Annotated in this window: 6 protein-coding genes and 1 tRNA gene; 6 read left to right on the top strand and 1 reads right to left on the bottom strand. The window is 72.6% G+C overall.

The window, feature by feature from the left end; genetic code table 11:
• From HMPREF3099_RS05030 to HMPREF3099_RS05010, 5 genes are all read left to right on the top strand, one after another.
• The coding region (locus HMPREF3099_RS05030; protein WP_202816694.1) for a tryptophan synthase subunit alpha at positions 1–476 on the top strand (476 nt) is incomplete at its 5' end.
• A 14-nt stretch (positions 477–490) separates the two neighbouring features.
• Positions 491–1,306 (top strand): DsbA family protein, encoded by an 816-nt coding sequence (locus HMPREF3099_RS05025; protein ID WP_070704815.1) that lies wholly within the window; start codon positions 491–493, stop codon positions 1,304–1,306.
• Entirely contained in the window at positions 1,303–2,148 is an 846-nt protein-coding gene (lgt, locus tag HMPREF3099_RS05020; protein ID WP_070704812.1) for a prolipoprotein diacylglyceryl transferase, read from the top strand. Before HMPREF3099_RS05025 ends, lgt begins: the two co-directional genes overlap by 4 nt.
• A 33-nt stretch (positions 2,149–2,181) precedes the next feature.
• Positions 2,182–3,597, top strand: a complete 1,416-nt coding sequence (gene pyk, locus HMPREF3099_RS05015) for a pyruvate kinase (RefSeq protein ID WP_070704809.1) — start codon at positions 2,182–2,184, stop codon at positions 3,595–3,597.
• 64 nt (positions 3,598–3,661) lie between these two features.
• Positions 3,662–3,744 (top strand) — tRNA-Leu (locus HMPREF3099_RS05010).
• A 59-nt stretch (positions 3,745–3,803) separates the two neighbouring features.
• Here HMPREF3099_RS05010 and HMPREF3099_RS05005 read toward each other — a convergent pair.
• Positions 3,804–4,253 carry a PaaI family thioesterase gene (locus tag HMPREF3099_RS05005; RefSeq protein WP_070704806.1) on the bottom strand — a complete coding sequence of 150 codons (450 nt, stop codon included), beginning with the start codon at positions 4,251–4,253 and terminating at the stop codon, positions 3,804–3,806.
• A gap of 79 nt (positions 4,254–4,332) precedes the next feature.
• Between HMPREF3099_RS05005 and polA the strand changes: the two genes are divergently transcribed.
• A complete protein-coding gene (gene polA / locus HMPREF3099_RS05000; RefSeq protein ID WP_070704803.1) occupies positions 4,333–7,059 on the top strand; it encodes a DNA polymerase I in 2,727 nt (908 codons plus the stop codon).
• Positions 7,060–7,104 lie beyond the last annotated feature (45 nt).

Genomic DNA, 7,104 nt, shown 5'->3' with positions numbered 1-7,104 from the left:
CCTGGCACGCCGCGGCCGCGGAGCACGGCCTGGCCACCACCCACCTCGTGGCGCCGAGCACCACCCCGGAGCGGGCGGCCACCATCACGGCGGCGTGCAGCGGCTTCGTCTACGCCGCGAGCACCATGGGCGTCACCGGCGCCCGGGCCACGGTCTCCCACGCCGCCGAGCAGGTGGTGGAGCGGATCCGTGCCGTGAGCGACCTGCCCATCGGGCTGGGTCTGGGCGTGTCGTCCGGCGAGCAGGCCCGTGAGGTCGCGCGCTACGCCGATGGCGTGATCGTCGGGTCGGCGGTCGTTGCCGCGCTCGGGGCCGACAGCGGCCTGGACGGCAACGCGGCGCGCGAGGCGGACCCCGCCGCTCCGGACACCGCCTCCGTGGGAGCATCGGCTCCCAGCGGGCAGTCAGGTTCCGTTCCTACCTTCCCCCGCATGACGGCGCTGGTGCGTGAGTTGGCCGGCGCCCTGGACCACTGATCAGGAGAACTCGCATGCCCGTGGACACCTCGCCCCGCCCCAGCAGCGCCCACCGACCGAAGAACTCCTCCGGCGGGGGCGTGAGCAAGGCGCTCATCGCCCTCATCGCCGCCCTGCTCGTCGCCGCCCTCGTGGTGGTGGGCATCTGGGCCTTCGGCAAGAAGGACGACAAGCCCTCCTCCGACGAGAGCAGCACCTCCACCTCGTCGGGCGATGGGTCGGCCGCCCCGGCCAAGACGCCCAAGGGAATGAAGGCCGACAAGACCGGTGTGGTCGTGGGTAAGGCAGGCCGCCCGGAACTCGCCATCTTCGAGGACTTCCAGTGCCCCGGGTGCAAGGGCTTCGAGGACATGCTCGGTGAGGGCATCAGCCAGCGCGTCGACGAGGGCAAGCTCCAGGTGACCTACCACCCGAAGACCTTCCTCGACAACAACTTCCCCGGTGAGCACTCCACCCGCGCCGCGTCGGCCGCGTACTGCGCGCAGGACGCCGGCAAGTTCCGCGAGTACCACAACACGGTGTTCAAGAACCAGCCCGAGAAGGAGGGCGACGGCTGGACCGACGACGACCTCAAGCGCTTCGGCAAGGACGCCGGCATCGAGGGCGACGCGCTGAAGACCTTCGAGAAGTGCGTGGACGACAAGACCTACGCCGACTACGCCCTGAAGTCCGAGCAGTACTCCAACGAGCTCGGTGTGACCGGCACCCCGACCGTCTACCTCAACGGTGAGCTGATCGACCTGCAGCAGCTCAAGAGCAAGGAGGAGTTCTTCTCCAAGATCGACGAGGCCGGCGCCCCCAAGAAGTCCGACGCCTCGGCCACGAAGTGACCCTCCCGGCATCGATCCCCAGCCCCACCCAGTCGGTGTGGTGGCTGGGGCCCCTCCCGGTCCGCGCCTACGCCCTGTGCATCCTGCTGGGTGTGGGCGCGGCCCTGTGGTTGACCACCCGTCGCTGGGTGGCCCGGGGCGGTGAGGCCGACGACGTGCTCGATGTGGCCATGTGGGCGCTGCCCCTGGGGCTCGTCGGCGGGCGGCTGTACCACGTCATCACCTCGCCGGAGGCGTACTTCGGCGAGGGGGGCGAGCCGCTCAAGGCCTTCGCCGTCTGGGAGGGCGGCCTGGGCATCTGGGGCGCCGTGGCCCTGGGTGCCGTGGGGGCGTGGCTGTGCTGCCGCCGCCGCGGCTGGTCGTTCGGCTCCTTCGCTGATGCCGTGGTGCCCGGGCTGCTCGTGGCGCAGGCGTTGGGACGGTTCGGCAACTGGTTCAACAACGAGCTCTACGGCGGCCCCACCGACCTGCCGTGGGGTCTCACCATCCACGCCTGGGACCAGTCCGCCGGCCGGGCCCGGGTGGACGCCGCGGGCGACCCGGTGGTGCTGGGAACCTTCCACCCGACCTTCCTCTACGAGGCGCTGTGGTGCCTGGCGATGGCGGGGCTCGTGCTGTGGCTCGACCGCATCCGCTCCTTCGCCGCCGGGCAGGTGGCCGGGCTGTACCTGATGCTCTACACGCTGGGGCGCTTCTTCATCGAGATGATGCGCACCGACGAGGCCAACACCTTCCTGGGCCAGCGCGTGAACGTGTGGGTCTCCGCGGCGGTGTTCGCCCTCGGCGCGTTCCTCTACTGGCGGGCCGGGCGCTCCGGCGAGCCGAGCCGCGCACGCGTGTGACCCAGGGGGCCCGTCCACGACAGGATGGGCCCCATGCGTCGCGCCAAGATCGTCTGCACCCTGGGCCCCGCCACCTGCACCGAGCCGGTCCTGCGCCGGCTCGTGGAGGCCGGCATGGACACCGCCCGTCTCAACATGTCGCACGGCGACCACGCCGAGATGGCCGGGTGGATCGCCACGCTGCGGCGCCTGGAGGCCGAGTCCGGCCGGGCCCTGGCAGTGCTCGTGGACCTGCAGGGGCCCAAGATCCGCACCGGCACCTTTGCCGACGGGCCGGTGGAGCTCACCGCCGGCCAGACCTTCACGCTGACCACCCGTGAGGTCGAGGGCACGGCCGAGGAGGTCTCCACCACCTACGCGGGCCTGCCCGGCGACGTGGAGCCCGGCGACACCCTGCTGCTGGCCGACGGCGCACTCCAGCTGCGGGCCACCGAGGTCACCGACACCGACGTGGTGACCACGGTGGAGGTGGGCGGCGAGCTGGGCGACCACAAGGGCATCAACCTGCCGGGGGTGGCCGTCAGCGTGCCGGCTCTGGGGGAGAAGGACGCCGCGGACCTGCGGTGGGCGCTCGACCAGGAGGTCGACCTCGTGGCGCTGTCGTTCGTCCGCTCGCCACAGGACGTGCAGGACGTGCACGCGGTGATGGACGAGGTGGGCCGCCGGCTGCCGGTGGTGGCCAAGATCGAGAAGCCGCAGGCCCTGGAGCGCCTCGAGGAGGTGGTGGAGGCGTTCGACGGCATCATGGTGGCCCGCGGCGACCTGGGTGTGGAGATGCCGCTGGAGGACGTGCCGGTGGCCCAGAAGCGGATGGTGGACCTCGCCCGTCGCCGCGCCAAGCCTGTCATCGTGGCCACGCAGGTGCTGGAGTCGATGGTGCACAACCCCCGCCCGACGCGTGCCGAGGCCTCGGACTGCGCCAACGCGGTGCTGGACGGCGCGGATGCCGTGATGCTCTCGGCGGAGACCTCCGTGGGGGAGCACCCGGTGGAGTCGGTGGAGGTGATGACGCGCATCATCGCCAGCACCGAGGAGCACGGCCTCCAGCGGATGCGGGCTCTGGCGCAGGTGCCGGACACGGTCACCGGGGCGGTCACCACCGCGGCGGTGCAGGTGGGCCACCAGGTGGGGGCGGCGGGCTTCGTCGCGTTCACCACCACCGGCTCGTCGGCCCGGCGCCTGGCCCGCACGCGTCCGGCGGAGCCGCTGTGGGCCTTCACGCCCGACCCGGCGGTGCGGCGCCGGCTGGCGCTCACCTGGGGCGTGCGGCCGGTGCTCGTGCCGCAGGTCGGCGGCGTCGAGGAGATGGTGGAGCAGGTGGACGCCGCCCTGGCCGGGCAGGAGGGGCTGACCGCGGGGGACCTCGTGGTGGTGGTGACCGGGACCCCCATCGGTGTGCCGGGGAGCGTGAACACCCTGCGCGTCCACCGTCTCGGCGGGGAGGGCTGAGCGCACCGGTGCGCGGGGGGCCGGAGCGGCCGGGGCTCCGCCGTTACACTGGCCCGCGCCGCGCGCCGGTGTGGTGGAACGGCAGACACGGAGCACTCAAAATGCTCTGCCCGCAAGGGCGTGCGGGTTCGAATCCCGCCGCCGGCACCCGACGAGACGCCCGCCCGACCAGATGGTCGTGGCGGGCGTCCGTGTGCACGGAGCGCTCAGCCCTTGGGCGCGCTGAGCAGCGAGCAGGTGAGACGGCTGGTGCACACCCGCTTGCCGGCGTCGTCGGTGATGACGATGTCGTAGCTGGCCGTCGTGCGACCGCGGTGCAGCGGGGTGGCCACGGCGTGCACGTGCCCGGTGCGCCCGGCACGGTGGTGGGTGGCGCTGATGTCCACGCCGACGGCGGCGCGCTGCGGCCCGGCGTGGAGGGCGGCCGCGATGGAGCCGACGGTCTCGGCGAGCACCACGCTCGCCCCGCCGTGCAGCAGACCGTACGGCTGCGTGTTGCCCTCCACCGGCATCGAGGCCTCCACGCGGTCGGCATCGGCGTGCGTGATCTCGATGCCCATCTTCTGCGCCAGCGCGCCGGGGCCGAGGGCGAAGACGCGCGAGAGCTCCTCGGCCACGGCGTTCGGGGTCTGGGACTGCGGGGTGCTGTCGGTCACGGGGCCTCCTGGGGCGGTTGTGGTCGGTGCGTGCCGGGCGGGCCGGTGGGTGTCGGTGCAGGGGCTTAGGCTGCCACGCGTGACTCGCCTGCTGCTGCTTGACGGACACTCGCTCGCCTACCGCGCCTTCTTCGCCCTGCCCGCGGAGAACTTCTCCACGGCCACCGGGCAGCACACCAACGCGGTGTACGGGTTCACCTCCATGCTCATCAACGTGCTGCGTGACGAGCAGCCCACCCACGTGGCAGTGGCCTTCGACCTGTCCCGGCAGACCTTCCGCACGCAGGAGTACGCCGAGTACAAGGCCGGCCGCGCCAAGACGCCCGACGAGTTCGCCGGGCAGGTCTCGCTGGTGCAGGAGGTGCTCGACGCGATGGGGATCGCGCACGTGGGCGTGGAGGGCTTCGAGGCCGACGACGTCATCGCCACGCTGGCCACGCAGGCCGGCCAGCAGGGCATGGAGGTGCTCATCTGCTCGGGCGACCGCGACGCGCTGCAGCTGGTGGACGATCGCACCACCGTGCTCTACCCGCGCAAGGGCGTCTCGGACCTGGCCCGCATGACCCCCGAGGCCGTGGAGGAGAAGTACGGGGTGCGCCCCGAGCGCTACCAGGACCTCGCCGCGATGGTGGGGGAGTCGGCCGACAACCTGCCCGGCGTTCCCGGCGTGGGGCCCAAGACCGCGGCCAAGTGGCTGGGCCTGCACGGCGACCTCGGCGGCATCGTGGACGCCGCGGACACCATCAAGGGCAAGGCGGGGCAGTCCTTCCGCGACCACCTGGACCAGGTGCTGCGCAACCGCCGCCTCAACCAGCTGGTGCGCGACGTGGAGCTGCCGCTGGCCCTCGACGACACCGCGTGGGACACCTTCGACCGCGAGAAGGTGCACGAGGTGTTCGACGCCCTGGAGTTCCGGGTGCTGCGCGACCGGATGTTCGAGTACCTCGGGCAGGAGGGCGCCGAGACCGCCGACGCCCTGGAGGTGGAGGCTGAGCTGGTGGCCCCCGGCGCGCTGGCGGACTGGATCGCGGCGCACGGGACCGGCCTGGTGGGGCTGGAGATGGTCTTCCCCGCCCCACCGTCGGTGGCCGGGCGGCACCGCACCGAGCCCACCGGCATCGCGCTGGCGGCCGGCGAGGGCGACGACGCGGTCACCGGGTGGTTCGACCTGGCCGGCCGGACCCCTGCCGACGAGGAGGCGCTGCAGGGCCTGTTCACCGCCGGGGCGGAGCACCTGGCCGTGCACGACCTCAAGCGCGTGGTGCACGGGGCGCGGGTCATCGGGCTGCAGCTGGACGCCGTGGCCGTGGACACCGCCCTGAGCGCCTACCTGGTGCGCCCCGACCAGCGCTCCTACGACCTCGCGGACCTGTGCCTGCGCCACCTCCAGCGCGAGCTGCCGGCCGTGGAGGAGGACGGCGGCGCCGAGGCGCTGTTCGACGCCAGCGAGGTGGACGGCTCCACCGACGGCCTCACCACCGCCGCCCGCACCGCGGCGATCCGCGCGGTGGCCGTGCGCGAGCTGGCCCCGGTGCTCGCCCAGGAGGTCGAGGCCGTGGGTGCCGCCGGGCTGGCCCGTGACCTGGAGATCCCGCTGGCCCGGCACCTGGTGACCATGGAGGCCACCGGCATCGCGGTGGACAGCGACCAGCTGGCGGCGCTGGAGGAGGACTTCGCCGAGCAGGTGGCCGCCGCCCAGGCCGACGCGCACGCCGCCATCGAGGACGACTCGGTGAACCTCGGCTCGCCCAAGCAGTTGCAGGAGGTGCTCTTCGAACGCCTGGGGCTGCCCAAGACCAAGAAGACCAAGACCGGGTGGACCACGGACGCCGACGCGCTGGTGTGGCTCAGCGCCCAGGCCGAGGAGGGCTCGGCCGCCGAGGCCTTCCTGTCCGCGCTGCTGCGCCACCGGGACGTGACGCGCCTGCGTTCCACCGTGCAGGGCCTGCAGAAGTCCGTGGACGAGGACGGCCGCATCCACACCACCTACCAGCAGACCATCGCGGCCACCGGGCGCCTGAGCAGCGTGGACCCCAACCTGCAGAACATCCCCATCCGCACCGAGGCCGGGCGCCGCATCCGCGAGGTGTTCGTGGTGGGCGAGGGCTACGAGCAGCTCATGAGCGCCGACTACAGCCAGGTGGAGATGCGCATCATGGCGCACCTCTCCGGCGACGCGGGTCTCATCCAGGCCTTCAACGAGGGCGAGGACCTGCACGACTTCGTCGGCGCGCGCGTGTTCGGCGTGCCCGCCGACGAGGTGACCCCCGAGATGCGCGCCAAGGTCAAGGCGATGTCCTACGGCCTGGCCTACGGGCTCAGCGCCTTCGGCCTGTCCAAGCAGCTCGGCATCAGCACGCCCGAGGCCACCGCGCTCATGGACGAGTACTTCGCCCGCTTCGGCGGCGTGCGCGACTACCTGCGCGAGGTGGTGGACGAGGCCCGCAAGGTCGGCTACACCCAGACGATGCTGGGCCGCCGTCGTCCGCTGCCGGACCTGGCCAGCACCAACCGGCAGCGCCGGGAGATGGCCGAGCGGATGGCGCTCAACGCCCCCATCCAGGGCTCGGCGGCCGACCTCATGAAGCTGGCCATGCTCCGGGTGGAGGACCGTCTGGCCGCCGAGGGCCTGCGCTCGAGGGTGTTGCTGCAGGTGCACGACGAGCTGGTGCTCGAGGTCGCGCCCGGCGAGGTCGAGGCCACCGAGCAGCTGGTCCGCGAGGCGATGGGCTCGGCCGTGGAGCTCGACGTGCCGCTGGACGTGAGCATCGGCACCGGGCGCAGCTGGCACGACGCCGCGCACTGAGCGCGCACACGGGCGGACGCAGGAGCAGGCGCTTGCGAACGCCCC

This window comes from Kytococcus sp. HMSC28H12, from assembly GCF_001816045.1.
Taxonomy (GTDB): Bacteria; Actinomycetota; Actinomycetes; order Actinomycetales; family Dermatophilaceae; genus Kytococcus; species Kytococcus schroeteri.
Note: the sequence above shows the minus strand (reverse complement) of the source record. Positions and strands in the feature narration are given on the sequence as shown.